The following is a 25,589-nucleotide window of genomic DNA, read 5'->3' as shown; positions in this document are numbered from 1 at the left end:
CGAGGACGAGATGGCCACTTTGTTGTTGCAGGCGGCCGGCGCAGCGATCGCGCCGGTCGGCTCGATCGTCGGCAATCTCGTCGGCGTCGTCGGCGGCGCGCTCGTCGATGCGGCGCTACAGCCGCGCGGCGCGACGCGCTATGAGGTCGGTCCGCGTCTCAAAGCGATGGACGGCGTCGCCTCCACCGAGGGCGCAGCCATCCCACGCGTCTATGGTCGCGCGCGCATCGGCGGTCAGATGATCTGGGCGACGCGCTTCATCGAGCAGGCCAATGTCTCGTTGGACGGCGGCTCCGGCAATAGCGGCAAGGGCGGGGGCGGTTCGGCGCAGACGATCGGCGTCACATATTCCTATTACGCCAATTTCGCGATCGGGCTGTGCGAGGGGCCGATCGCTTTCGTGAGGCGCATTTTCGCGGATGGAAACGAGCTCGACATGACGAGCCTTCCCATTCGAATTTATTCGGGCGACGAGGAGCAGCTTCCCGATCCGTTGATCGTCGCCAAGGAAGGAGCGGAGAATGCGCCGGCATATCGCGGCCTCGCCTATGTCGTGTTCGAGCAATTGGCGCTGTCGGCTTTCGGCAATCGCATTCCGCAATTCACATTCGAGGTGACGCGGCCGGTCGCCGGACTGGGCCGAGAGATTCGCGCGATCGATGTCATTCCGGGCGCGACGGAGGCGGGCTATCAGCCGTCGCTGCAGCTGAGCTTCTTTTCGCCCGGAGCGACCAGCGCGGAAAATCGGCATCAGCTGACGGCGGCGAGCGATTGGACCGCATCGATCGACGCGCTGCAGGCGCTCTGCCCCAATCTCGAGAGCGTGGCGCTGGTCGTGGCCTGGTTCGGCGATGATTTGCGCGCGGCTCATTGCTCGATCGCGCCGCGCGTCGATGCGACATTCAAGACGATCGGCGAGTTCGACTATATGTTGGGGCCGTTCTGGCCTGCCGATTGGTCTGTCGCGGGATCGAGTCGCGCGGCGGCGCGCCTCGTTTCGCAGATCGGCGGACGCGCGGCTTTCGGCGGCACGCCGAGCGACGCATCGGTGCGCGGCGCCATCGCCGATCTTCGCGCGCGAGGCCTCGCGGTCGTTTTTTATCCCTTCTTGATGATGGATGTGGCGCCGGGCAATGTCTTGCCGGACCCGCGAGCGGATGCGATCGGGCAGCCGGCTTTTCCTTGGCGGGGGCGCATCACCTGCGATCCGGCGCCGGGACGCGTCGGCTCGGCGGATGGAACGAGCGAAGCGGCGACGCAGGTCGCGGCGTTTTTCGCGCAATATCGCGCGTTCATTCTACATTATGCGGAGCTTTGCGAAGAGGCGGGCGGCGTCGACGCATTTCTCGTCGGCTCGGAGCTGGTGGGGTTGACGCGCATCCGGTCCGCCGCTGGAGTCTATCCGGCGGTCGCCGCGCTGGCGTCGCTCGCCGCGGATGCGAAGGAGCTCCTTCGCAGCGGAACGAAAATCGGCTACGCCGCCGATTGGACGGAATATGGCGCGCATGTTCCCACAACGGGCGAGCTGCGCTTTCCGCTCGATCGGCTCTGGGCGTCGTCGGCGATCGATTTCGTCGGGATCGACGTTTATTGGCCGCTCTCCGATTGGCGCGATGGCGCAGATCATCTCGACGCGCAGTTCGCGCGCAATATTTATGACGCCGATTATCTTTCGGCGCGGATTGCGTCTGGCGAGGGATTCGATTGGTTCTACGCGAGCGATGAAGATCGTCTGGCGCAGATTCGCACGCCGATCGTCGATGGGCTCGGCAAGCCATGGACGTTCCGAGTGAAGGATCTCGTCGGCTGGTGGTCCAATTCGCATTACGAGCGCGTCGATGGCGCAGAGCTCGGCGCGCCGACCGCCTGGACGCCGCAGAGCAAGCCGATCTGGATCATCGAGACGGGATGTCCGGCCGTGGATCGCGGCGCCAATGCGCCCAATGTGTTTCCCGACGCGCATTCGTCGGAGGGCGGCTTGCCGTTTTTCTCGCGCGGCGGGCGGGACGATCTCATGCAGGCGCGCTTTGTCGAGGCGATGATCGCGCATTTCGATCCGACGCGCGCGGGCGGCGACACGCGCAATCCGCTGTCGAATCTTTATGATAAGCGCATGGTGGATCCGGCGCGCATTCATGTCTGGTGCTGGGATGCGCGGCCGTTTCCGGCCTTTCCCGGCTGTTCCGACATTTGGACGGATTCGGCGAATTGGGAGACCGGACATTGGCTCAATGGACGCCTCGAAGGTGCGCCGCTCGATCGGCTCATCGCGACGCTCGCCGCGACGATCGCGACCGATGATCTCGTCGCGGAGCGGCCGGCGATCGACGGTTTCGTCGACGGCTATGTTCTCGACAGCGCCATGTCGCCGCGCGAGGCGATCGAGCCGCTCGCGTCATTGTTCGGCTTCGACGCGGTGGTCTCCGGCGGAGCGCTGCGCTTTGTTTCGCACGCGATGAAAAGCGTGCGGGAGATCGGCGACGACGATCTCGTTCCGAGCAAGGATGGAACGCTCATCGAATTGCGGCGCGCGCAGGAGAGCGAGTTGCCGCATGAGATCGCGCTGTCTTTCGGCGATTCGGAATTCGATTATCGCACGGGGCGCGTGCTGTCGCGGCGTCTCGAGGGCTACTCGTCGCGACGCAGCGAAGCGCAGACGGCGGTGATGATCGGCCGGAGCAACGCTCAGAGATTGGCGGATATTTGGTTGCAGGATATTTGGGCGGGGCGGGAGACGGCGCGCTTTTCCGTGCGGCCCGGCCTCGTCGCCCTCGAGGCGGGAGATGTGACCTCGTTGGCGAGGATGCCGGGGCGCCTATGGCAGATCACGCGGATCACCGATGGCGCTGCGCGCGAAATCGACGCGCGCGCCGTCGATCCCAGCGTCTATGACGTCGGCGAGCGCTTTCTCGGCCGGCGTTCGCTCGCGGCGCCCGCCGTGATCGGGCCGCCGCGCATCATTGTTCTCGATCTCGCGATCGCGAAGGAAGGCGCGAAGGCCTTTTCCTATGTCGCGGCTTTTGCCGATCCTTGGCCGGGCGCGCTGGCCATTCGTCGGAAGATCGGCGCTTCTTTCGAGCCGGTGGGGCTCATCGAGAAGCGTGCGACGATCGGCGAAACGCTGGATACGCTCGCCCCCGGTCCGCTCGCGCGCTTCAATCGCGGCGCGAGCGTGACGGTGAAGCTCGCCTCTGGAGCGCTCGCCTCGGTGGACGACGCCGGCGCTTTCGCTCTGCGCTCGGCGATGGCGATCCGCGGAGATGATGGATGCTGGGAGATTTTCGCCTTCACGCGTGCGGAGCTCGTCGCGGCGAGCACCTATCGCTTGTCGCGACTTCTACGCGGGATCGGCGGCGAAGACGCGCTCGCGTCGCGCAGCGTGTCGGCGGGGGCGACAGTGGTACTGCTCGATGATGCGATCACGCCGCTCGCGGTCGATTTCGCGGAGATCGATTCTGCGCGCGTCTATCGGATCGGTCCGGCGGATCGCGATTACAGCGATCCGACCTATGTCGAGCTCGAAGTGACGGCGACGCGCAAATCCGCCTCTCCGTATTCGCCGAGCCATGCTCATGCGAGACGCGTGACGGAAGGCGTGGCGATTGCTTTCACCCGGCGCGGACGCATCGATGCGGACGCTTGGGAGCCGCTCGACATTCCGCTCGGAGAAGAGAGCGAGGCCTATGAGATCGTCGTCGCGCTTCCCGGCGGCGCGCAGCGTTCGCTGAGTGTGACGAGCCCTTCGGCGCTCTATGCGGCGAGCGATGAGCTCGCGGACTTCGGAGCGCCGCAGACGAGCCTCGTTGTGCAGATATTTCAAATCGACGCGCGTGTCGGACGCGGCTTTCCGCTCGTCGCGACGCTGCCTATCGAGTGACCTCCATGACCGAAACGACTCATCTCGCTCTGCCCTACATCGATGCGGCGCAAGCGCAGAAGCATGTTACTCACAATGAGGCCTTGCAGCTTCTCGACTCGATGACGCAGCTTTCCGTCATCGATCGCCGCGCATCGCCCCCGGCTTCGCCCGAGGAGGGCGATCGACACCTCGTCGTCGCGACTGCGGCGGGTGGGTTTGCCGGGAAGGAACAGATGATCGCGGCGCGCCACGCCGGCGCCTGGGTCTTTCTCGCGCCGAAGGCCGGTTGGCGCGCTTATGTCGAAAGCGAGGAGGAGCTGCTTCTCTTCGATGGCTCGTCCTGGATCGACGCCGGGCTCGCGCTGCGCGAGCTCGCAAATCTGTCCCGGCTCGGAGTCGGCGCGACGGCGGATGCGGTGGATCGGCTCGCGGTCAAGACGAATGCGGCTCTCTTGGCGGCGTTGACGGTCGCCGAGGGCGGCGCTGGCGATTTGCGCTTCAAGCTGGAAAAAGAGTCGGCGGGCAATACGGTTTCGCAGCTCTATCAATCCAATTGGTCCGGCCGCGCGGAGACCGGGCTCGTCGGCGACGATAATTTTCATGTCAAGGTGTCGGCCGACGGGACCATTTGGCGCGAGGCGCTCATCGTCGACCGGACCAGCGGCCGCGTCGCCTTTCCGAGCGGAATGGGAGACGGCGCGCCGGTAGGTTTTCGCAATCGCCTGCGCAACGCCGCATTCGCGATCAATCAGCGCGGCGTCGCCGGAACAGTGACGCTGGCGGCCGGGCAATATGGCCATGACGGCGTGAAGGCCGGCGCCGCTGGCGCGACCTACACATTTTCGTCGAGCGGAATCGACACGAGCCTTTCCATTTCCGCCGGCTCCTTGATCCTGCCGATCGAAGCCGCGCTGATCGAAGGCGGGGCCTTTGCGCTGGCGCATGAAGGAACGTCGCAGGCGCGCGTCTGGCAGGGAAACGGCTTTGCGGGCTCGGGCGCTTATGCGGCGGCTTCGCGCGGCGCGCCGCTTCTCGCCTCGGGGCTGACCGCGAATGCGCAGACCAATGTGGAGTTTTCGGGAGGCTCGATCTTGCGGCCGCAATTGGAGCCGGGGGCTCATGCGACCGATTTCGAACGGCGGCCTTCCGGCGTGGAATTAGCGCTGTGCCAGCGATATTTCACGACGCTTTCGGTCGGCTGGGCCGGGGTCGCGACGGCGATCTACCAGTTTGCGGGCGGTTATATCCCGTTTCCCGTGCATATGCGCGCGACTCCGACCGCGAGCGCGCCGACCAGCGGGGTGGGCTACAACGTCGTCGACGAATTTGTGGACCTCATATCGCAATCGGGGTTCCGATATCTGATTCGCGCGGCGGGCGAGGGTTCTTTCACGAGCGCCAATTCCATCGTCACTTTCAGCGCGGAGATATGAGCGCGATGAGCTATTCGATCGCGATCGACATCAGCGGAGCCGAGCAGCGGGATTTCGTGCGCAGAGACGCCGACGGCGCACGCATCCCCGTCGACGCCGACACGGCCGACGGCCGCGTCTATCGGGAATGGCTCGCCATGGGCAATGCGCCGACGCCGCTCCCGGCGTCGACGCTGGTCGAGGCGAAGCGCGAGAAGCTCGCAGCGCTCGCCGAGCGGCGCTGGCGCGCAGAGACGGCGGGAGCGACCGTGCTCGGAATGCGCATGTCGACCGACGAGCGGACGCAGGGAAAGCTCACCGCCGCCGTGGTCGCGAGCGTGCTCGATAATAGTTACGCAGTGAATTGGAAGCTGGCGGATGGAACTTTCGTCACTTTCGATCATGCGACGCTGATCGCCGTCGCGCAGGGCGTGCGCGCGCATGTGCAGAGCTGCTTCGATCGCGAAGCGCAGCTCGTCGTCGCCATAGAGGCGGCGCAAGACATGGCTGCGCTCGCGGCGATCGACATAGATTCGGCCTGGCCCGTCTGACGAGAAGGCGCGCGTCCGGCTGTCATGCAGCAGACAGTTTCGGTTTTCTGATCATCGGGTTCGCGATGCTGCGAGCGGAGTCGTCTTGTTCAGAAGAACACGACGAACCCGATGGACGACTCCGTTATTACCATGAACATCTCGCATAGGATGGAACCATGTTCGTTAGACTTCTGTTAACTTTGGCGACAATCGCTTCTTTGGCGACTGTCGCGCGCGGCGCTCCAGCCATTTACCTGACGTGGTCGCAGATACCGACGACGACGATCTCTAGTGAGATTCAGTCATTCGTCACTGCTGGTTATGCGACGGTGTTCGATGGCGGCGAGGGTTGCGAATGGACGCGCGCGACCGTTTCCGCTCCTGGCGCTGTTCAGTCCGCAGACGGCGCCTATTGGGCGCTCTCGACGCAGGCCGCAATCCGGGCCGAATGCTTCGGTCTTGTCGGAACGGTTGCGGATGCGACGCCGATCATGCAGGCGGCGTTCGACGCGGCGATTAATCCCGCGACTGGCTCTTATGGCCGCGTGACGACTGGTCACAAATACCCCTACCCAATCATCCATACGGCAGGGCTGACACAGCATAATGTCCAGGGGTTCTCTGGCTGCGACGCCGGCCGAGCTCGTTTCGAAAGCGATCTCGCGTCTGGTTTTGCCTGGACTGTGATGGGGTCGGCAAATTTCACGCAATGCTTGGAGTTGTATAACAACAATCCGACAAACACGGCTTATGGAATACGTTCAGGAGATGGTAGTCTATATGACGCTGGCGCGCAAAGCCGTCTATTCGACAACTTCTATGTCGGCGGGTTCGACACTGGAATTGCGCAGCTTTCATCGAACGGCTGGACATATCGACATGGCGTAATCGAATCGTATTCCGCCGATGCGATGCTGATCGACAACGCCGTATGCGATGGTGGCGATTGGTCCATCACAGATGTCGTATTTGGTTTCCCGAAAGTCGGCGCAACCGGGACGCATAACATAAATTGGCGTTGCTCCGGCGGCGCTAAAATAACAGCGAACAAACTGTTCGGGGCAGAAACCGGGATAGGACTGCATCCGTCCCATTCCGGAGGGACGCAGGCTATCCAGATCACTGGAAACTCGATCGAGAACCAGACTAGCTTCGGCATCGATTGCAGCACGGACACATCGGATGTCGTCGGAAATGTCTCGATCGTCGGGAATGAATTCGCTGGCCAGCCATATGTCATCCGGCTCAAAAAAGGATGCTCTGGCGTCAATATAGCTGGAAACGTCTCGTCTAGCATCGGCGTCGCTAGCGTGGTTCTAGAGAATGGCGCAACTGGCATAACTCTCGGCCAAAATAATTTCGATTACACGCACCCGGCGCTTGTCGATTCTCGCGACGACTTCAACGAGGACGGCCCAACTCCTCAGCCGCCCATAAAGCGGTGTTTGCCTGTGTCACCGACAGTCCATGAGCTCTATTTCATAGACATCCCAAATTATAGATCGGCTGAATTCGAGGTAATGATTGAGGGTGTCGTGGATATGATCGGACCGACAATGACTAAGCAAAAAATATTTGCGCAAGCGGATGGCGCTGGAGCTTTGACTGTGCAAAAGACGACAAGTATTATAGGTGCTCCTCTCGTCTATACTGTTAACGCTGCGGCACATAATAGAATAAAACTCGGTCTAAATCTCGATGCTGGACAGTCTGGGGCGACTGTCTGCATGTATATCAATCAAACGCAGGGCAAGATTACGCAAATCGTCTATAATTGAGGCGACCGGCGCTTACGTCGCCGGTCTCCACATCGTAGGGCTGTCTTTCGCGACTACGAATTTGTCGCTTTCCGATACCCACGTTCCGAGGAAGTCGGTTCGGCGTCTCAGCGCACCATCGCATCTTGCGGGAATCTCCATAGGCGTGGTTCAGCAGCTCGATCAGCGTCCCATTCTTCGGCGCGCTTCCTATGGGCATGTAACCACTAGCGAAAGCATCAGACAAGAACGTCTCCCTCTTAATTGAGAGGGAGATACGCTATCATAGGAGTTGGAAAAATGAAAATAGCGGCGTCGCTGGCGGCTATGGCGTTGATTATCGCGAACCCGGTTCTTGCGGATGAAACATGCATCAACGGATCGTGCATGGTAGACAATCCATATACTTATACCAACAGCCTTTCGGCGCCGACACAATCCGCCTCCGACAACTCGACGAAGGTCGCGACGACGGCGTTCTTCGTCGCGCAGCTCGGCCAACCGCATACATGGTCGGCGCTACAGACCTTCGGGAGCGAGATTCACCTTAATCATGCTGGCGGGGCGATCCTCGGCAATCTGTATTACGACGGTAACTTCCGATATTACGGCGACGGTTTTGGCACTCAGTTATATCTCAACAATAGCACAGGCGGCATCACGATCTATGGGGCGCCCAGCAACAGCGGCGGCGCTGGCGCGCTGGCTACGCCAGTGCCCATTTTCAACTTGCCTCAGACCGGCGTATTGCAACTCCCTACCTACACTACGGCAGGCGCACTCACCAATGACGCCTCGGGCAATGTGACGACCACGGTTGGCGTAACGGACTCGGGCGCTTCATGCACGATCACCGCCATCACAAAAGGCGTGATCACCGGTGCGTCTTGCGCCAAGTGACATCGACCGGCGCCGACGCCGCGCCGCAGATCGGCGCGACGTCGGCCAATCTGTTCGCCTTCCTTGTGCTCGCCTGACATCCCGGCGCGCGTCTCGCGCCCCGAGCTGATCTGCGCTCGGCCGCTCTGACGGCTTCTTTTCCGAAAGGCTCTCCCATATGACGACGATCTCCGCCCCCGCGGCCTCCGCGGGGTCTCTCGACATGCGCGCGATTCAGCGCGCGCTCAACGCAGGCGGCGCGCATCTCGCCGAGGATGGCGAGACCGGCCCGGCGACTTGCTCGGCGATCTATGCAGCCGTGCAGGCCCGCGTCGGCGGCGTCGCGGCGCCGTGGAGCGCCGAGCGCCTGCGCATCGCCTATGAGCAGATCATGCTGCGCGACGCTGGCCTCTATCGCGGCGCCATCGATGGCGTCGCCGGCCCGCAGACGCAGGCGGCGCTGGCGCAATGGAGCGCGCCGGTCGCCGCGTCGCCCGCGGCTCTGCCGCCCTGGCTCGTCGTCGCGCGCTCCTACCTCGGCACGCATGAAGCGCCGGGCGCGAAGGATAACCCGAAGATCGTCGAGCTCTACGCGCTCTCCGGCCATCCGGAAGTCCAGCATGACGCCGTTCCGTGGTGCGCGGCTTTCGTCGGCGCCTGTCTGCGCAAATCGGGACTACCGTCGACGGGCACGCTCAGGGCGATCGACTACGCCGGGTACGGCGACCGGCTGGCGAGCCCTGTCGTCGGCGCGATCGCGACAAAGAAGCGGGACGGCGGTGGTCACGTGTTCTTCGTGGTCGATTTCGACGAGACCCAAATCTGGGGCCTCGGAGGAAATCAGTCGGATTCGGTCAATGTCGCGCGCTACTCGCGCTCGGTGATCCACTCTGTGACCTGGCCGCACGGCGTCCCGCTGCCGGCGCGGCCTCGAGACGGCGCGTTTCGAAAATGCGCCGTCTCGGCTGGAAGCGAAGCATGAAAGGAGCCGATCGCTCGCGAATGTGAATTTTTCGATCTCGTAACCCAAAAAGCTCTTCTGTCGACCGGAAAGGAAAAAGGATGAACATTCCCTCCATCTTCGTTCGGATCATCGACCGCGCCGTTGAACCGTCCACCTGGGCCGGGACCGGCGTCCTTGCGGCGGTCGTGCATTCGATCGCGCCGGGCGCGCTCGGCGATGGCGTTCTGGCGGCGGGGGCGGCGATTTGCGGCCTGATCGCCATCGTCGCGCCCGAGCGCAAGCCGGCATGACGCGCTCGGCGGCGTCGGAGGCTCAGCCTTCGACGCCGCCCACCCGGCGGGAGCGAAGCGGCGTTCACTCGGCGTTCAGCAGGCGCATCGCATAGATTTTGCGGGGAAAAGCGAGAATGCGTCGGATCGTGTCGAAACTATTGGCCTTCATCGTCGCCGTTCTGCCGCCCGCTCTCGCGCCGGCCGCGGATCGGCCCGCATGGCAATGCCTGACCGTCGCCGAGACCCGCCAGCTCATCGCGGATCGGCGGCTCGGCGATCCTTTCGCGCTGATGCAGGCGCAGAGCAATTCCGCCCATGCCGAGCCGATCAATGCGCGTTTGTGCCGCGAGCAGGAGGACCTCGTCTATGAGATCAGCCTGCTGCGCCGCGATGGGCGGGTGATGCGGATTTATCTCGACGCCGCGACCGGCCAGCCCCATGCTGGCCATAAAGAGCGCTGAAAAGACGATTCGTTCGGGCTGACGGAGGCGGGGCTTGCGGCTTCTGGTCGTAGAGGATGACAAGGATTTGAACCGGCAGCTCGTCTCCGCGCTGGAGCAGGCGGGCTATGCGGTCGATCGCGCTTTCGACGGCGAGGAGGGACATTTCCTCGGCGACACCGAGCCCTATGACGCTGTCGTGCTCGACATCGGCCTGCCGAAGAAGGACGGCGTCACCGTTCTCGAGGAGTGGCGCGCGGGGGGGCGGATCATGCCGGTTTTGATCCTCACCGCGCGCGACCGCTGGAGCGACAAGGTGCAGGGGTTCGACGCCGGCGCCGACGATTATGTGGCCAAGCCCTTCCATATGGAGGAGCTGCTCGCGCGGCTGCGCGCGCTGCTGCGCCGCGCCGCCGGCCATGCGACCAGCGAGATCGTCTGCGGCCCGGTGCGGCTCGACACAAAGGCCGGGCGCGTCGTCGTCGATGGCGCGGCGGTCAAGCTCACCTCGCATGAATATCGGCTGCTCGCCTATCTGATGCATCATTCCGGCCGAGTCGTGTCGCGCAGCGAGATCGTCGAGCATCTCTACGATCAGGACTTCGACCGCGACTCCAATACGATCGAGGTGTTCGTCGGACGGCTGCGCAAGAAGCTCGGCGTCGATCTCATCCAGACGGTGCGCGGGCTCGGCTATATTGCGGCGCCGCCGGAACCGGCGAAGCGCTGAGACGCGATGCCGCGGCTCGGCTTTCCGGGGCGATCGATCGCGGCGCGGCTGTTCTTCGCCGCGGCGGCGCTCAGCTCCGTCGTGCTGATGATCGCCGGCCTCGCCCTCACCGAATATTATCGCCGCACGGCGGAAGACGTGTTCGAGCAGCGGCTCGGCGTCTATCTGCGCGCCATTGTCGCGGATGTTTCCGAGTCGGGAGAGGATGGGCGCAGCGGACCGGGGCAGCTCGGCGATCCGCAATTCGAGCTGGCGCGCTCCGGCTGGTATTGGCAGATCACCCGTCTCGACAATGAGGCGCATGAGATAAAGGCCTCGCGCTCGCTCTTCGCCGCGCGCCTGCCCAGACTCTCCGATCTGCATGTTCCGGCGGAGACCGGCGGCGTGCGGCGCGGCGGCGCTCTCGGGCCGGACGGACGCTGGCTGCGCATCGTCGAGCGCGTCATCGATGTCGGCGACATCGGCGTCTATCTCGTGCAGGTCGCCGCGACGACGGAGGAGACGGAGCATCAGATCGCGCGTTTTCGCTGGTCGCTCATCGTCGCTTTCTCGCTGCTCGCCATCGCCTTGGCGCTCGCCACCGCGGTGCAGGTGAGCGTCGGCCTGCGGCCGCTCAAATTGCTACAGCGGGAGTTGTCGCTCATTCGCCGCGGCGAGCGCGGACACATAGAGAGCGCCTATCCGACCGACGTCGCGCCGCTCGCCGAAGAGCTCAATCTGATGATCTCGGCCAATCGCGACATTGTGGAGCGCTCGCGCACCCAGGTCGGCAATCTCGCCCATGCGTTGAAAACGCCGCTCAGCGTCATCGTCAATGAGGCGGACGCCGCGCCCTCGCCGCTCGCCGCCAAGGTGAGCGAGCAGGCGACTTTGATGCGCGATCAGATTTCCTTCTATCTCGAGCGGGCGCGGGCGGCGGCGCGCGCCGGCGCGATCGGCGCGACGACCGAGGTCGCGCCGGTGGTGGCGGCGCTGCTGCGAACTTTCGGCAAAATCTATGGCGAGCGCGGCGTCGCCTTTTCCGGCGAGGCGGCGGCGGAGCTGCGCTTTCTCGGCGAGCGGCAGGACCTCGAGGAGATCGTCGGCAATCTGCTCGACAATGCGGGCAAATGGGCGGCGAGCCAGGTGCGGCTTTCCGTGGCGCTGGAGAATGCCGAGGCCGGGCGCAGCCGGCTTGTTTTCACCATCGACGATGATGGTCCAGGTCTCGCGGCGGAGTTTCGCGCGCAGGCGACGCGGCGCGGCCAAAGGCTCGACGAGACTCGGCCGGGGACGGGACTCGGCCTTTCCATCGTCGCGCATCTCACCGCCGACTATGGCGGCGCGCTCGCGCTCGACGACAGCCCGCTCGGCGGGCTCCGAGCGCAGGCACGATTGCCGGGCCTTTGACAGAGTGAGGGCCTTGCGGCAAAGGAGAGCCGATTGCGCCAGCGGAGAGAAGTGATGTCGAGACAGGCGAATTCGACGATCGTCACAATAGCGGCGGCCGTGGGCCTGTGCTGCGTCGCGCTCGCCGTCTCGGGCTGCAATTCCACCGAATCTTCCGCGCCGGCCGCGGCCGTCGTCGTCGCGCCCGAGCCTCCCGCGCCGGGCGTCATCGGCGCCGCGATCGGCCGCGAGCTGGACGCCGCGGATCGCGTGACCGCCGTGGCCGCGCAACAGGAAGCGGTCGCCTCCGGCCAGCGCAAGAGCTGGCGCGGAACTCATGGCGCTTATGGCTTCATCGAGCCGGGGCCGGAAGCGGGTTTGGGCGGCTGCCGGGATTATACGCATAAGATATTCATCGACGGCCGGCCGCAGCAGGCCAAGGGCCAGGCCTGCAAGAAGCCGGACGGCGCTTGGCGCGTGACGAGCTGAGAAATCGTCGATCTCCTTCCGCTGTCGGATCGATGGGATCGCGCAGAGCGTGCGCGAGCGGGCGAGCCGCGCCTCGAGCGCGGCGTCGCTTTGAAAGCTCGCTCCTCGGAGCGATGATGCGAAGCGTGGTGCGGACGGCGGGGATCGAACCCGCATGGGCATGGCCCGAGGGATTTTAAGTCCCTTGCGTCTACCGGTTCCGCCACGTCCGCGATTCGCGCAGTGATAGCGCAGCGCGCAGGCCGCGGCAAACAGCGACCTCAACCTCGGGTTAACCATGAAGGCGATAAGCCTCGACGGTTCGCGCTGGAGCCGCCGCGCGCTTCGGGCCTCGAGCGCCGGGGAGTCGATTGCTCACCTCGACCGATCACAATTTCTGCGACGACATCGATGGTGCGCGGTCGTCTCGAATCGCCTTCGGAATCATCGCGCCGTTCGCCGCCTGTGCGGCGATTTTCCTGCTGCTGCGGCCCTATTACGGGCTCGAGCACGACGCGGTCATCTATATGGGCCGCGGTCTCGCCGATCTCGATCCGCAGGGCGTCGGCCGCGACATCATGTTCCGCTTCGACGGCCAATCGAAATTCAGCGTTTTCTCGCGGCTGGTCGATTTTTTGATTCCCGTTCTGGGCCTCGCTGTCGCGGCGAAAACGCTCGCTCTCGCGGGTTGCGCGCTCTGGTTCGCGGCGCTAGCGGCGCTGGCCTCGCGATTGGCGCGAGGAAGCGCCCTCTCCGCGCTGCTGCTGCTGGCCGCCTGTTTCGACAGCTCCTATGGAGGATTCGGCGTCTTTCATTTCGCCGAGCCCTTCGCGACGCCGCGGCCTTTCGCCGAAGCTTTCGTGCTCGCCGCTTTCGCCGCGCTGCTCGCCGATCGGCGCCGGGCGGCGGCCGGCTGCTTGCTGGCGGCTGCGGCCTTTCATCCGATCATCGCCGCGCCCGGCGTTTTGGTCGCTCTGCTCTATGAAGGGGTGAGAGACCGGCGGATTTTCCTCGCCGCGCTCATCGCCGGGGCGGCGGCCCTGGTCGCGGCCTTCGCCGGCGCGCCTCTGCTCGAAAGGCTGACCGCGCGCATCGATCCGCAATGGGCGGCGATCATCTCGGCGCGCAGCGATTATATTTTCCTCTCCTATTGGCCACCCGGCACATGGATCGCGACTCTGCGCCAGGCGAGCACGCTGCTGCTCGCCGCGAGCCTCGCGCCGCCTCATGCGCGGCGGCTTTTCTTTTGCGTGATCGCGGCGGCCTGCCTCGGCCTTTCGGTGAGCTACGCGCTCGGCGATCTGATGATGCGCGAGCTCGGTGCGCAGGCGCAGAGTTGGCGCGCGCTCTGGCTCGCCGCGGCTTTTGCGCCTCTGGCTCTCGGCCTCTGCGCTCCGACGTTGTGGCGGGATGGCGCGCAGGGGCGCATCGCGCTCACGCTTCTCGTGACCAGCTGGATTTTGCGCGCGGCGCCGGAGAGCGCCTTTCTCGCGCTCGTCGGCGTCCTCGCCTGGTGGAGCCGAGAGCGTTGGAGCCATATTTCGCTGGCGCTGCTCGAGCGCGCGCTCTTTGCGCTCTGCGGTCTCTGCGCGGCCGTCATATTCGGCGCGGCGCTCTGGTTCGCGTGGGAATATGCGCGCGCCGCGCCGAGCCGAGACGGGATATTGTCGTCTGTGCTTCGCGCCGGCGAGCCGGCCTATGTCCCGCTTCTCTTCGTCTCGCTCTCTATGCTCGTCGCGAGATGGCGGCCGCGTCCGCTGCTCGCTATCTCCACCGCGGCTGTCGTCGCGCCGATCGCAGCCTTCTGTTGGATCTTTGAACCTTTCCCGCTCCGGTCGGCGGATATGCGTCAGCCGGAGCTGGAGGCGATCGTCGCGAGCCGGGCCGGCGAGGTTCTGTGGCTCAACGACAAGCTCGCGCCCTGGGTTTGGCTCGGCCGCGCCAATTGGGCGTCTGCGGTGCAGGGGTCTGGAGTCGTGTTCTCGCGCGAGAAGGCGCTGATCTGGTGGGAGCGGATGGGCGTTTTGCGCGATCTCGGCTGGGTCGCCGACAGCGCTCTGCAGCGGCGGACCAATGATGTGATTGATTTTCCGCCCTTCACCCGCGCGTCGCTGGAGAGATTATGCGGGCGGGCGGACGCGCCGGCCTGGGTCGTCGGCGCGGTCGAATCGCCGCAGGCGCTCGCCGAAGGGCTGGAGGCGCGCTTCTGGCGTGGGCCGACGCGCTTCTCGCTGCATCTTTCCGAGGGGGCTGCGCATTGGACGCCGATCGCGCATTACGCCATTTTCGATTGCGCGGCCTATCGGCCCGCGGGATAGGCGGGATCAGGGCGCGCCTTTGGCGATCGGCGCCTGAAAGGTGAGGCCGGTGTCCCAGGGGAAATAGATCCAAGTGTCCTGCGACACTTCGGTGATGAAAGTGTCCACCAGCGGCCGGCCCTGCGGCTTGGCGTAGACGGTCGCGAAATGCGCCTTGGGCAGCAGAGCGCGCACGACTTTCGCCGTCGCCCCCGTATCGACCAGATCGTCGACGATCAGCACCTCCTCGCTCGGGAGCGTGAGGATCGTCTCCGAGAGCGGCTTCAGCACGCGAACATCGCCGCGCCGCGTCTCTTCCTCATAGCTCGCGACGCCGATCGTATCGATGACGCGAATGCCGAGCTCGCGCGCCACAATGCCGGCCGGCACAAGACCGCCGCGCGTCACCGCGACGATGGCCGAAAAGCCGCTGACCGCCGCGAGCCGCCAGGCGAGCGCGCGTGCGTCGCGGTGGAACGCGTCCCAGGACACGGGAAAGGCCTTGTCTTCCATCTGTGACTCCTCGCCGGGATTCTCCCGGCCGTCAGATCGGCGTTCCATTGGCGGAAAGATGCGTGATCAGCGCGCGGACCTTTTGCGCAGCGGCCTCGAGCTCGGCGCCGTCGCGGCTGCGCAGCACGATCTGATTGCGTACGCCGGCGCTGGAGAAGGAAGGGTACGAGCCGACCGTCACCCGTTCATGCTCCTTGGCGATGCGCTCGAGATCGGCGGCGTAGCGCCCTTCGGGAATATTATGGGCGTCGACGGTCGCGACCTGCACCTTCACGCCCTTGACGATGCGCCCGGCGGCGGCGTCCAGCATGGCCTGCATGATGATCGGCACGCCGGCCATGACGATCACATTGCCGATCATGAAGCCCGGCGCCTTGGAAATGGCGTTCTCGATGAGATCCGCGCCTTGCGGAATACGGGCCATGCGACGGCGCGCCGGATTGAGGTCCTGGAGGGCGATGCGTTCCAGCAGCATGGCGATGGCGCGCTCGTCCTCGCCGATCGGCACGCCGAAGGCTTTGGCCACGGCGTCGGCGGTGATGTCGTCATGGGTGGGGCCGATCCCGCCCGTGGTGAAGACATAGCCGTAGCGAAAGCGAAGCGCATTCAGAGCCGCGACGATCTCCTCCTCTATGTCCGGCACGACGCGGACCTCGCGCAGGTCGATTCCCAATTCGCCGAGATATTTGGCGATATAATTGGTATTGAGGTCCTGCGTGCGGCCGGAGAGGATCTCGTCGCCGATCACGAGCACGGCGGCGGTCACTATGTCTTCGCGCTCCATCTGGCCGCTCCTCGGGGACAATCTGGCCGAAAGTCTATGCCAGCGCCGCCGCCCTGGCCAGCGGGCGGGCTGGCCGCGCGCCGCGCGCATCTTGCTTTGCGGCGCCAATTTCTTAATTTATAAGCTGAAGCCGGCGGCCAACAACAGAGAGCGCAGCATGACATTCGTCGAGTCCCATCTCGCGGGCTCGGGCCGCAAAAGCGGCCAGATCAAGCTTCACGGTCCCGAGGATTTCGAGGGGATGCGTCGCGCCGGCCGGCTGACGGCCGAGGCGCTGGATATGCTCGTCCCCTATGTGAAGCCCGGCGTCACCACCAAGGCGCTGGACGATCTCGTCTTCGACTTCGCCATAGCCAATGGCGCCTATCCCGCGCCGCTCGATTATCGCGGCTATCGCAAATCCATCTGCACCTCGATCAATCACGTCGTCTGCCACGGCATTCCAGACGAGAAGCCGCTGCGCGACGGTGATATCGTCAATGTGGACGTGACCTTCATCGTCGACGGCTGGCATGGCGATTCGAGCCGGATGTTCGCCGTGGGCGAGGCGCCGCGCCGCGCCCAGCGTCTCATCGACGTGACCTATGAGAGCCTGATGCGCGGCATCGCCGTGGTGAAGCCCGGCGCGACCACGGGCGACATAGGCGCGGCCATCCAGCGCTTCGCCGAGGCCGAGCGCTGCTCGGTCGTGCGCGATTTCTGCGGCCATGGGCTCGGCCGTTTGTTTCACGACGAGCCGAATATTCTGCATTACGGCGTCGCCGGCCAGGGCGTGGAGCTCAGGCCCGGCATGTTCTTCACGATAGAGCCGATGATCAATCTCGGCCGGCCGCAGGTGAAGATACTCGGCGACGGCTGGACCGCCGTCACCCGCGATCGCTCGCTCTCGGCGCAGTTCGAGCATTCGCTCGGCGTGACCGAGACGGGGGTGGAAATCTTCACCGCTTCGCCCGCCGGGCTCGACAATCCTAATGGAGCCTCGCCGAACGCGGCCGCCAGCGCCGAATGAGCGAGACGCGCGTCCCCAGGCGGCGACCGGCCGGCGAGAAACCCGCCGACGGTCTGCGCGAGGAGGCGCCGCATTTTCATGGCCATAGGCAGAGGCTGCGCGACCGTTTCCTGGAGGCGGGCGAGGCCGCGCTCGCCGATTACGAGCTTTTGGAGCTGGTGCTCTATCGCGCCATTCCGCGGCGCGACGTCAAGCCGCTGGCCAAGGCGTTGATCGCTCGTTTCGGCTCATTCTCCGAGGTGGCGGCGGCGCGGCCGGAGCGGCTGCGCGAGATCGACGGGCTCGGCGAGGCGGCGATCTGCGAGATCAAGCTGATGGAGGCCTCGGCCCGGCGCCTCGCCCGCGGCGCGCTGCAGAAGCGGACCGTGCTCGGCTCCTTCATGGATGTGATCGACTATTGCCGCACGGCCATGGCCTATGCCGAGCGTGAGGAGTTCCGCATTCTCTTCCTCGACAAGCGCAATGCGCTGATCGCCGATGAGGTGCAGGGCGTCGGCACGGTGGATCATACGCCCGTCTATCCGCGCGAAGTGGTGCGGCGGGCGCTGGAATTGGGCTCTTCCGCGCTGATATTGGCGCATAATCACCCGTCCGGCGATCCGACGCCGTCCACCGCCGACATACGCATGACGCTGGACATCATCGCCATAGCGCAGCCATTCGGCATTGCCGTGCATGATCATCTGATCGTCGGGCGCAATGGGCATTCGAGCTTGAAGGGGCTGAAATTCATTTGAGGCGGCCGTTTCGACATTCCAGCGAACATCGCCATAAACGATCGTCATCGCCAATCGCAGAGGTCCGTTGCCTTCCTTCGCCGTCACGCCGCTCATCATCGCCACTGCGCTCTTCATGGAGAATCTCGACGGCACAGTGCTGGCCACCGCGCTGCCCGCCATGGCCGCCGATCTGCATGAAGATCCCATAGCGCTGAAGCTGGCGCTCGCCTCCTATCTTCTGTCGCTGGCCGTCTTCATTCCACTCTCCGGCTGGGTCGCCGATCGCTATGGCGCGCGACGGGTGTTTCGCGTGGCGATACTCGTCTTCACCTTCGGCTCAATTCTCTGCGGCTTCTCCACCTCGCTGGCCGGCGTCGTTTCGTCGCGAATCGTGCAGGGGCTCGGCGGGGCGATGATGGTTCCGGTGGGGCGGCTCGTGCTGCTGCGCGTCGCGCCGCGTCACGATCTCGTGCGCGCGCTCGCCTATCTCACCATTCCGGCGCTCATCGGCCCTGTGGTGGGGCCGCCGCTCGGCGGCTTCATCGCCACTTATTTCCATTGGCGCTATATTTTTTGGATCAATGTGCCGATCGGCCTTCTCGGCGTCACGCTCGTCACCCGCTATATTCCAGATCTGCGCGAGGAGAGTGTTCCGCCGCTCGATGTGACCGGCTTTCTGCTGTCGGGCTTCGGACTGTCGAGCCTCGTCTTCGGGCTCGGCGCGCTGGGGCAGGGAATTGTTCCAGTTCCGGCGGCGGCGGGGCTCGTCGCCGCGGGCGTTATCGCGCTCTTCCTCTATGTGCGCCATGCGCGGCGGACGCCGCATCCGATCATCGATCTCGATCTCTTGCGCGTGCCGAGTTTTCACGCCTCCATTGTCGGAGGCTTTCTGTTCCGCATGGGGCTCGGGGCTTCGCCGTTTCTACTACCGCTGATGTTGCAGACCGGCTTCGGCCTCACGGCGTTTCAATCGGGCTCGCTGACCTTCATCGCCGCAATCGGCGCCATAGCGATGAAGACGACGGCGCAGCCCATTCTGAACCGTTTCGGCTTTCGCCGCGTGCTCATCGTCAATGCGTTGATCTCGGCGGGCTTCTTCTGCTTCAATGCGCTGTTCACGCCGGCGACGCCGCATTGGCTCATCATGAGCCTGCTGCTCGCCGGCGGCTTCTTCCGCTCGTTGCAATTCACGGCGCTGAATGCGATCGGCTATGCCGACATAGAGGATGCGGCGATGAGCAGAGCGACGAGCTTTGCTTCTGCCGGCCAGCAATTATCGCTCTCGGCCGGCGTTTCGCTCGGCGCCGCGGCGCTGGAGACGGCGCGCGCGCTGCATGGCGGCGGCGAGTTGCGGCTCGCGGATTTCGATGCGGCGTTTCTCGTCGTCGCGGCGGTCTCGGCTGCTTCGATCGTCGTTTTTCGCGGGCTGGCGGCGAATGCGGGCGAAAGGCTGACAGGGAAAGAATCGATCGAGGCCGACGGGGCGGCCTAACCCCCGCGAAATCCGGTGGCGAGCACATAGAGCTCGGCGGAATCGGCGCGGCTCGCCGCCGGCTTCACATGGCGCACTTGCGCGAAATCGCGCTTCAGCGCCGCCAGCAATTGGCCCTCCGTGCCGCCCTGCAGCACTTTGGCGACGAAGAATCCGCCGGGCGCCAGCACATCTCGAGCGAAATCCACGGCCAGCTCGGCGAGCGCGACGATCTTCAAATGGTCGGTCTGCTTGTGGCCGGTGGCGTTGGCGGCCATGTCGGACATCACGCCATCGGCGCCGCCGCCGAGCATGGCCTTGATCCGCTTCGGCGCGGTCTCCTCATTGAAGTCCATCACCGTGAATTCGACGCCGGCGATGGGCTCCATATCGAGGAGGTCGATGCCGACGACCTTGCCTCTGCCCTCGGCCGACTTCACCCGCGTCGCGGCGATCTGCGACCAGCCGCCCGGCGCGGCGCCGAGATCGACGATGCGCTTTCCTGGCGCGAAGAGCTTGTAGCGCTCGTCCATCTCCAGCAGCTTATAGGCCGCGCGCGAGCGATATCCGTCGCGCTTGGCCTGCGCCACATAGGGATCGTTGAGTTGGCGCTCGAGCCAGAGCGTCGATGACAGCGAGCGCTTCCTCGCGGTCTTCACGCGCTCCTTCAGCGAGCGGCCGCCTTCTCGTCCCCCTGCGCCCGATTTCGTCATGCCAGCACCGCTTCGCGCGGCGCGAAGGTTCCGTCCGCCTCCTGCTCCATCGCGATATGGCGATGGTGGAAGGCGAGCAGGCTCGAGCGATGGCCGATGGAGACGATCGTCGTATTGGGCAGGCGCTCGCGCAGCATGGCGTAGATCTCTCCCTCGAGCTTCTCGTCCAGCGCCGAGGTCGCCTCGTCGAGAAACAGCCAGTCGGGCTCGGCGAGCAGCGCCCGCGCGACGGCGACGCGCTGCTGCTCGCCGCCGGAGAGGCGCTGCGACCAAGCGTCCTCCTCGTCCAGCCGATGCACGAACGGCCCGAGCCGCGCGGCGTCGAGCGCTTCCTCGATCGCGCGGCGAGAGAAGGATTCGGGCGCGCTCGGATAGGCGACGGCCGCGGCCAGCGTGCCGATGGGGATATAGGGCTTTTGCGGCAGCAGCAGCACTTTGGCGTCATCCGGCGTGCGCACGCGGCCCTCGCCATAGGGCCATATGCCCGCGATGGCGCGAAACAGCGTCGACTTTCCCGAGCCCGAGGGGCCGCTCAGCAATGTCGATTCGGAAGGGCGGAACACGAGATCGCGCGCCTCGACGATGCGCCGCCCATCGGGAAGCGACAGAGCGAGATCATGGATGGCGATCTCGGGAGAAGCGCCGCGCTCGATCTTCGGCGCGTCGGCGCTCATGGTCGCCGCGCGCTCGATCGCCTCGTCGAAGGAGGCGAGGCGGTCCAGCACCGCTTTGAAATTGGCGAGCGACGTATAGTAGGTGACGAAGAAGGTCAGCGCATCCTGCACCTTGTCGAAGGCGCCGGCGGTCTGCGTCATCACGCCGAGATTGATCTTGCCCGCGAAATAGAAGGGCGCGGTGAGCAGATAGGGGATGATCGGCGACAATTGCCCATAGGTCGCCGTGAAGCTGATCATCTTCTTGCGCGTCGTGATGATGCTCAGATAGTTGAGGATGATCGCCGCGAAACGGCTCACCAGCGAGGATCTCTCGGCCTTCTCGCCGCTGAGCAGCGCGACCTGCTCGCTATATTCGCGCAAGCGCGCCAGCGAGAAGCGGAAGTCCGCCTCGCGATGCTGACGCTCGAAGAACAGGCCCGACAGCGTGCGACCGAGAAGATGCGTCACCACCGTGCCGACCGCCGCATAGAGCAGCGCCACCCAGAACAAAAAGCCCGGAATGAAAATATCGGTGCCCGGAAAGGCGTAATTGCCGGAAAGTCCCCAGAGGACGATGGAGAAGGAGACGAGCGAGCTCAGCGTCTGGATCAGCAGGATAGAATAGGAATAGATACCGTAGCCGTCGGTGCCGCCGTCGATGAAGCGATTTACATCCTCGGCGATGCGCTGGTCGGGATTGTCGGTCTGGCTGCCGGCGAGCGCCATTCGATAATGGGTGTGATCGCCGAGCCAGCGGGACACGTAATGCTCGGTGAGCCAGCGCCGCCAGCGAATGATCATCAGCGATTGCACGACATATTCGATCACGGCGCTGATGATGTAGGTGAAGGCCCAAGGCGTGAAGACGTAGAGCAGCAGGCGCCAGAAGGCGTCGGCGTTCTTCTCCTGGATCGCGTTGAAGAAGTCGCGGTTGAAAAAGGACAGGCGCACATTGACGCCGACCTGCCCCTGATTGATGAGCACCAGCAGCACGATCATCGTGACGGCGATGCTGCGCTCCCGCGCGCCGAATTGAAAGAGCCCGAGGACGCGCGCCTCGCCGCGGTCCTCCGAATCGAAATAGAGATCGGCGATGCGCGTCATCTCCCGCACGACGGGAACATGCGAGACGGCGAAGACCGCGATCGAGAAGACGGAGACGGTGAGCGGCAGGCTCTCTGGCAGCGCATAATCGGCGAGCGCTGTGGGCCATAGGCCCTCCGCCGCGAGCAGGCGCGCGCCGCCGAAGACGATGGTCTCCACGGAGAAAATGGAGACGAATATCTTCAGAAAGCTCGAAATTGCAGCGCTGCGCCAGGTGGTGAAGGCGCAGAGCCCGGCGGTCGCGGCCAGGAGGAAGAGATTGGCTTCGCCGAGGTGAGCGCCCGCCGCGAGCGTTAGCGCCGCGAAGACGGCGACGGCCGCTCCGAGTCTCTGCATGTCCTGTCCTCTCATTGGTCGCGCCGCATTCGCGCGTCGCGTCGCATTCGGGCGCAGTAATCTCGAGATTGCGCCAATGGCGTGGCGCAGGGCTCGGCGCGCCGCTTTCGCCCTGCGATAGCGCGCTTTCGGGCGAAAGGGCAAATCGTCGCGTCGCGCCGCGCGCCTGCGCCACGAATGGATTTTGCTCGAGCTGCGCCGGCGCGAGGTGGCGACCGTCGCTCTTTCTCCCCGGCGGAGAAGAAATCGTCGGCTTTCGGGAGGCGAGGAAAAAATTCGGCGTTTTCGCTTTCGGCGGGCAAGGATAAGGGGCGCGTTCTTGACTTCCCGCGCCGTTACGGCCAGTTTCCGCGCCGCTTCGCTAGGCTCCCGAGCCGCAATCCCGTGTCGTTCGCCTCATGCGCTCCTATCTCGACTTCGAAAAGCCCGTCGCCGAATTGGAGACCAAGGTGGAGGAGCTGCGCGCGCTGTCCAAGGGCGACGGCGTGTCCATCGCCGACGAGCTCGCCAAGCTCGAGGCCAAGGCCCAAAAGGCGCTGGCCGATCTCTACGCCAGCCTCACGCCGACGCAGAAAATCCAGGTCGCGCGCCATGCGCAGCGACCGCATTTCTCCGACTATGTGCGGCTTTTGTTCAGCGAGTTCACTCCGCTCGCCGGCGACCGCCTGTTCGGCGAGGACGCGGCCATCGTCGGCGGCTTCGCGCGCTTTCGCGGCGAGCCGGTCTGTCTCATCGGCCAGGAGAAGGGCTCCGATACGGAGAGCCGGCTCGAGCATAATTTCGGCATGGCGCGGCCGGAGGGCTATCGCAAGGCCGCGCGTCTCATGGAACTCGCCGACCGATTCGGCCTGCCGGTCATATCGCTGGTGGACACATTCGGCGCCTTTCCGGGCATAGACGCCGAGCAGCGCGGCCAAGCGGAGGCCATCGCCCGCTCCATAGATGTCTCGCTGTCGCTCGGCGTGCCCAATGTGGCGGTAGTGGTGGGCGAGGGCGGCTCTGGCGGCGCCATCGCCATCGCCAGCTGCAACAAGGTGCTGATGCTGGAGCATTCCGTCTATACGGTCGCCTCGCCCGAGGCCTCCGCCTCCATTCTGTGGCGCGACTCCTCCAAGGCGCAGGACGCCGCCACCAGCATGAAGATCACGGCGCAAGATCTGCTGAAATTCGGCATTATCGACGTCATCGTCGCCGAGCCGCCGGGCGGCGCCCATCGCGATCCCGAGACGGCCGTCGCCGCCGTCGGCGAAGGGATAGACGATGCGCTGGCCGGCCTCGCCAATCTTTCCCGCCCGCAGATCGTCGAGGCGCGCGCCGAGCGCTTTCTCTCGGTCGGCCGCAAGGTCTGAGCAGACGAAATTCTCCTGCTCCAGCATTCGACGAACTCGACTTCGTGGTCGGCGCCGGTTTCGTCGTGTCGACCATTCGTTAACCTCGGGGGCGACGGACGCCCTCTGCCGGGCGGCGACAGTCACGCTCTGGCCTTATTCTTCCTCTTGCGTTAGAAAGACGTTGGTAATTCGGCGTCTATTGTGGTGCTAGCGTGCCTGGGCGTGATTCGCGCCCTCGGGTCGCGGATCTCGAGAAACGGGGCGAGAATGAATCTCTTCCGAAACGTCGGGCGTTTCGCCCCCTGGGGGCTCGTCGGCGCGGCAGCGCTTTCGCTCGCCGCCTGCGAGGATCTCGGCTCCGGCTCGCAGCGCGCGCTGTCGCCCATTCCGCCCGAGACCTTGGCGCTGATGGAGCAGGCCGGCGTCACCAAGGAATCGCCGACCCTCATTCGCTCCTATAAAAAAGAGGCCGAGTTCCAAATCTGGAAGCAGCGGCCCGACGGGCGCTACGCCTATCTCAAGACCTTCCCCATGTGCCGCTGGTCCGGCCAGCTCGGGCCGAAGGTTCGCGAGGGCGACCGGCAGGCGCCGGAGGGGTTCTATTCCATCACCCCCGGGCAGATGAATCCGAACTCCGCCTATTATCTCTCCTTCAACGTCGGCTATCCCAACGCCTATGACCGCGCCTACGGCCATAGCGGCGGCTCGATAATGGTGCATGGCGCCTGCTCCTCGGCCGGCTGCTTCTCCATGACCGATCGGCAGATCGCCGAGATCTATGCGATCCTGCGCACCTCCTTCAACAATGGCCAGCGCTCGATCCAGATGCAGTCCTATCCGTTCAAGATGACGGCGGAGAATCTGGCCAAGCACAGGCTCGATCCCAATATCGGCTTTTGGAAGCAGCTGAAGGAAGGCTCCGACCATTTCGAAGTCGCCGGCAAGGAGCCGAGCGTCGGCGTCTGCAATCGACGCTATGTCTTCGACGCGACCTCGGCCAATGGCCAGCCGCTCGACGCCAGCGCCGCCTGCCCGCCGCTGCGCCGCAATGCGGAGATCGAGGCGCAGGTCGCGCAAAAGGCGGCCGCGGACGACGCCAAAGTCGCGGAACTGGCGGCGGCTGGCTTGCGGCCTGTGCGCGTCGTCTATCAGGATGGCGGCCAGCATCCCGATTTCCACGCCCGCATCGCCGAGGTGAGCCGGCCCGAGGCGCTGGTCGCGCCGATCGAGATCGCGCTCGACGAGAAGACCGGCAAGTCGCGTTCGCCGGTCATCGCCATGAGCGCGGCCATGAGCGCAGCCAAGGCCAAGAAGGAGACCGAGTTCAAGGTCGCGGCGCATGAGGCCACGATCGTGAAGCAAGCGGAAGCCGCCCCGCCGGCCGAGCCGGCCAAGGCCGGCGCTTTCGCCGTCGCGACGGATTCGATCGGCGGTCTGCTCGGCCTCACCAAGGAGCAGCCGGCCGCGCCCGCGGTCCAGAGCGAGCCTGTCGCCAAAACCGAGCCGATCAAGGCGAGCGCCAAGACGGAGGTTTCCAGCGTCAAAGCCGATGCTTCCAAGACAGAGGCGACGAAGGCCAGCAAAGCCGTTTCGGTCAAGCCGGCGGTGATCGCGACCGCGGTCGTCGCCAAGTCGAGCGGGGCGAAGCCCGCCGCGACTTCTTCTCAGGCGCCGGCGTCGCTGCCGTCGCATCGCGCCGCCGATCCGGCGAAAAAGCCGCAGGCCTCACTCGGGGCCGAGCGACGCGCCAAGGTCGCGGCGGCCATGGGCGGCGCGTCGGGACTGCGCGAGGCCTTGCCGCCGGTCCCCGCGCGGCCCTGATCGAAGAAAACCCACAGATTTTGTGATCTTACGATCCGCCTGACAGCGGATCGTCTCAATTTTGCCTGCATTCGTCGGAAAAAGGCGTCGCGAGCGTTGCTGTTCGCTGCGGCCGCGCGCCGGAAATCGCCGCCGAAATATCGCTCTCGATGC

Annotated in this window: 21 protein-coding genes and 1 tRNA gene; 17 read left to right on the top strand and 5 right to left on the bottom strand. The window is 64.9% G+C overall.

The genetic code is table 11. From position 1 onward, the window contains the following. The first annotated feature begins 10 nt into the window (after positions 1 to 10). From KP010_RS03630 to KP010_RS03580, 11 genes are all read left to right on the top strand, one after another. A complete protein-coding gene (locus tag KP010_RS03630) occupies positions 11 to 3,877 on the top strand; it encodes a glycoside hydrolase/phage tail family protein (protein WP_142863897.1) in 3,867 nt (1,288 codons plus the stop codon). Positions 3,878 to 3,882: 5 nt separating this feature from the next. Further along, positions 3,883 to 5,292 carry a DUF2793 domain-containing protein gene (locus tag KP010_RS03625; protein ID WP_142863896.1) on the top strand — a complete coding sequence of 470 codons (1,410 nt, stop codon included), beginning with the start codon at positions 3,883 to 3,885 and terminating at the stop codon, positions 5,290 to 5,292. Between the two features lie 5 nt (positions 5,293 to 5,297). Next, positions 5,298 to 5,822 carry a DUF4376 domain-containing protein gene (locus KP010_RS03620; RefSeq protein WP_142863895.1) on the top strand — a complete coding sequence of 175 codons (525 nt, stop codon included), beginning with the start codon at positions 5,298 to 5,300 and terminating at the stop codon, positions 5,820 to 5,822. Positions 5,823 to 5,980: 158 nt separating this feature from the next. Further along, positions 5,981 to 7,582, top strand: coding sequence for a right-handed parallel beta-helix repeat-containing protein (locus KP010_RS03615; RefSeq protein WP_142863894.1), 1,602 nt, complete (start codon positions 5,981 to 5,983; stop codon positions 7,580 to 7,582). Between the two features lie 279 nt (positions 7,583 to 7,861). Next, entirely contained in the window at positions 7,862 to 8,461 is a 600-nt protein-coding gene (locus tag KP010_RS03610) for a hypothetical protein (RefSeq protein WP_142863893.1), read from the top strand. Between the two features lie 157 nt (positions 8,462 to 8,618). Further along, on the top strand, positions 8,619 to 9,422 hold the full coding sequence (locus KP010_RS03605; RefSeq protein WP_142863892.1) for a TIGR02594 family protein: 804 nt from the start codon (positions 8,619 to 8,621) through the stop codon (positions 9,420 to 9,422). 80 nt (positions 9,423 to 9,502) lie between these two features. Next, entirely contained in the window at positions 9,503 to 9,694 is a 192-nt protein-coding gene (locus KP010_RS03600) for a hypothetical protein (RefSeq protein WP_142863891.1), read from the top strand. Positions 9,695 to 9,810: 116 nt separating this feature from the next. Continuing rightward, on the top strand, positions 9,811 to 10,137 hold the full coding sequence (locus KP010_RS03595) for a PepSY domain-containing protein (protein WP_142863890.1): 327 nt from the start codon (positions 9,811 to 9,813) through the stop codon (positions 10,135 to 10,137). Positions 10,138 to 10,171: 34 nt separating this feature from the next. Further along, positions 10,172 to 10,846: a response regulator transcription factor gene (locus tag KP010_RS03590; RefSeq protein WP_108916318.1), complete on the top strand. Its 675-nt coding sequence runs from the start codon at positions 10,172 to 10,174 to the stop codon at positions 10,844 to 10,846. A gap of 6 nt (positions 10,847 to 10,852) precedes the next feature. Further along, positions 10,853 to 12,235 carry a sensor histidine kinase gene (locus KP010_RS03585; protein WP_142863889.1) on the top strand — a complete coding sequence of 461 codons (1,383 nt, stop codon included), beginning with the start codon at positions 10,853 to 10,855 and terminating at the stop codon, positions 12,233 to 12,235. Between the two features lie 54 nt (positions 12,236 to 12,289). Beyond that, the gene (locus tag KP010_RS03580; RefSeq protein ID WP_142863888.1) at positions 12,290 to 12,703 is read left to right on the top strand and encodes a hypothetical protein; all 414 of its coding nucleotides are present in this window, start codon (positions 12,290 to 12,292) and stop codon (positions 12,701 to 12,703) included. A 126-nt stretch (positions 12,704 to 12,829) separates the two neighbouring features. On the opposite strand, the gene KP010_RS03575 is transcribed toward KP010_RS03580, so the two are convergent. After that, positions 12,830 to 12,915, bottom strand: a tRNA-Leu gene (locus KP010_RS03575). Between the two features lie 138 nt (positions 12,916 to 13,053). Here KP010_RS03575 and KP010_RS03570 point away from each other — a divergent pair. After that, positions 13,054 to 15,000 carry a hypothetical protein gene (locus KP010_RS03570; RefSeq protein WP_142863887.1) on the top strand — a complete coding sequence of 649 codons (1,947 nt, stop codon included), beginning with the start codon at positions 13,054 to 13,056 and terminating at the stop codon, positions 14,998 to 15,000. Positions 15,001 to 15,006: 6 nt separating this feature from the next. On the opposite strand, the gene gpt is transcribed toward KP010_RS03570, so the two are convergent. Next, positions 15,007 to 15,492, bottom strand: coding sequence for a xanthine phosphoribosyltransferase (gpt, locus tag KP010_RS03565; protein ID WP_142863886.1), 486 nt, complete (start codon positions 15,490 to 15,492; stop codon positions 15,007 to 15,009). Positions 15,493 to 15,523: 31 nt separating this feature from the next. Further along, positions 15,524 to 16,276 carry a molybdopterin-binding protein gene (locus KP010_RS03560; RefSeq protein ID WP_142863885.1) on the bottom strand — a complete coding sequence of 251 codons (753 nt, stop codon included), beginning with the start codon at positions 16,274 to 16,276 and terminating at the stop codon, positions 15,524 to 15,526. A gap of 157 nt (positions 16,277 to 16,433) precedes the next feature. Between KP010_RS03560 and map the strand changes: the two genes are divergently transcribed. The 3 genes from map (at position 16,434) to KP010_RS03545 (ending at position 19,496) form a co-directional block, all read left to right on the top strand. Further along, a complete protein-coding gene (gene map, locus KP010_RS03555) occupies positions 16,434 to 17,285 on the top strand; it encodes a type I methionyl aminopeptidase (RefSeq protein ID WP_142863884.1) in 852 nt (283 codons plus the stop codon). Next, the gene (radC, locus tag KP010_RS03550; RefSeq protein ID WP_108916324.1) at positions 17,282 to 18,022 is read left to right on the top strand and encodes a DNA repair protein RadC; all 741 of its coding nucleotides are present in this window, start codon (positions 17,282 to 17,284) and stop codon (positions 18,020 to 18,022) included. The genes map and radC overlap by 4 nt, the downstream gene beginning before the upstream one ends. 67 nt (positions 18,023 to 18,089) lie before the next feature. Continuing rightward, positions 18,090 to 19,496, top strand: a complete 1,407-nt coding sequence (locus KP010_RS03545) for a DHA2 family efflux MFS transporter permease subunit (protein WP_142863883.1) — start codon at positions 18,090 to 18,092, stop codon at positions 19,494 to 19,496. Here the strand turns inward: KP010_RS03545 and KP010_RS03540 are convergent. After that, entirely contained in the window at positions 19,493 to 20,188 is a 696-nt protein-coding gene (locus KP010_RS03540) for an RlmE family RNA methyltransferase (protein ID WP_142863882.1), read from the bottom strand. The two genes, KP010_RS03545 and KP010_RS03540, sit on opposite strands and share 4 nt — an antisense overlap. Beyond that, positions 20,185 to 22,284, bottom strand: a complete 2,100-nt coding sequence (locus tag KP010_RS03535; protein WP_142863881.1) for an ABC transporter ATP-binding protein/permease — start codon at positions 22,282 to 22,284, stop codon at positions 20,185 to 20,187. The genes KP010_RS03540 and KP010_RS03535 overlap by 4 nt, the downstream gene beginning before the upstream one ends. A gap of 398 nt (positions 22,285 to 22,682) precedes the next feature. Between KP010_RS03535 and KP010_RS03530 the strand changes: the two genes are divergently transcribed. Continuing rightward, entirely contained in the window at positions 22,683 to 23,633 is a 951-nt protein-coding gene (locus KP010_RS03530) for an acetyl-CoA carboxylase carboxyltransferase subunit alpha (RefSeq protein ID WP_108916327.1), read from the top strand. A gap of 249 nt (positions 23,634 to 23,882) precedes the next feature. Next, on the top strand, positions 23,883 to 25,436 hold the full coding sequence (locus KP010_RS03525) for a murein L,D-transpeptidase family protein (RefSeq protein WP_142863880.1): 1,554 nt from the start codon (positions 23,883 to 23,885) through the stop codon (positions 25,434 to 25,436). Positions 25,437 to 25,589 lie beyond the last annotated feature (153 nt).

Origin of the sequence: Methylosinus sp. KRF6, from assembly GCF_018887255.1 — a bacterium.
In the GTDB taxonomy this organism is placed as follows: domain Bacteria; phylum Pseudomonadota; class Alphaproteobacteria; order Rhizobiales; family Beijerinckiaceae; genus Methylosinus; species Methylosinus sporium.
The sequence above is the reverse complement of the archived record's forward strand: the minus strand, read 5'-3'. Positions and strand labels throughout refer to the sequence as shown.